The organism is Gluconobacter sp. P1C6_b (assembly GCF_018811945.1).
Lineage (GTDB): Bacteria > Pseudomonadota > Alphaproteobacteria > Acetobacterales > Acetobacteraceae > Gluconobacter.
Map to the genome: position 1 here is coordinate 1 of NZ_JACRVU010000061.1, position 1160 is coordinate 1160.

Annotated in this window: 2 protein-coding genes, 1 tRNA gene and 1 rRNA gene; all 4 read left to right on the plus strand. The window is 56.4% G+C overall.

What is annotated here, in order from left to right:
• The first annotated feature begins 3 nt into the window (after positions 1-3).
• A 5S ribosomal RNA gene (gene rrf / locus KP701_RS16085) occupies positions 4-118 on the plus strand.
• A gap of 53 nt (positions 119-171) precedes the next feature.
• Positions 172-248 (plus strand) — tRNA-Met (locus KP701_RS16090).
• A 274-nt stretch (positions 249-522) separates the two neighbouring features.
• On the plus strand, positions 523-702 hold the full coding sequence (locus KP701_RS16095; RefSeq protein WP_215747908.1) for a hypothetical protein: 180 nt from the start codon (positions 523-525) through the stop codon (positions 700-702).
• Between the two features lie 276 nt (positions 703-978).
• The coding region (locus KP701_RS16105) for a transposase (RefSeq protein ID WP_215747293.1) at positions 979-1160 on the plus strand (182 nt) is incomplete at its 3' end.

Here is a 1160-nt window from a genome sequence, read left to right on the forward strand (position 1 = left end):
AGACCTGGTGGCCATTGCGAGGGCCCTACACCCGATCCCATCCCGAACTCGGCCGTGAAATCCCTCAGCGCCTATGATACTGCACCTTAAGGTGCGGAAAAGTCGGTCGCCGCCAGGTCCCCCAGCCTACCCAACTCACCACACCAATCCCCCAACATCAACAAACACCACCGCGGGGTGGAGCAGCCCGGTAGCTCGTCAGGCTCATAACCTGAAGGCCGCAGGTTCAAATCCTGCCCCCGCAACCATGAATTCACAAACAAAATCAATGACTTAAAAGGCGGCGCAAGCCGCCTTTTGGCGTTCCAGAGCAACAACTGGAATCATATAGGAATCAATCGGCAGAGAAATCCCACGTAGCAACCCTGCGCACAAGGCGCGCCAGAAGAGGGCCGGGAAGGGAAGGAATCGGTCCAGGCCGTTTAGGTCTACTTCCGTTCTCCTTGCTTTTCACGGTGTCCTGACGTAACTAGAAATGCGAACGGTTCTCACTTTGTGAGTCGGAATTCAGGACAGCGGCGGGTGAGCACGGCAACCTACAAACATAGCGCGCAGGCGCACGGCGAAATGGTGAGTTACGCTTGGCGTCTGACGGGAAGCCGTGATCAGGCAGAAGAGGTTGTCCAGGCGGCTTATGCCGACTGGCTGAAGCCGCAGCCAAGCAGTTACTGGAAAAACCAGCGGCTTATCTGCGACGCGTAGTGCATAATCTGGCCCTCGACCATATCCGGTCACGGAAAAGGCGCGAACGGATATTTGTCGCGGATTCAGATACAAATCTGGCCGAAATGGCATCGCGGAAGCTTCGCCAGAACAACAGACTCTCTCTCGTATGGAAATTTTCCGGCTTCAGGAAGCGTTGTCTGAGTTGCCGGATAACATACGGATAGCCGTCGAAATGCACCGTCTGGGAGAGGTGGTCCCCATTTTTCGGACAGGGCGATAAGCTATCATCTGGCCTGAACGAGGACGGGTTTTATGGGCAAGGTTACGCGGAAACGGTATGCGGCAGAGTTCAAGTCACGGGTTGCGCTGGAGGCGATCCGTGGGGAACTGACGCTGGCGGAACTGGCTTCGAAACATGGGGTACATCAGACGATGATCGCCCAGTGGAAACGGCAGGCGATCGAGGGGATGGCGGCGACCTTTTCCGGGAAGAC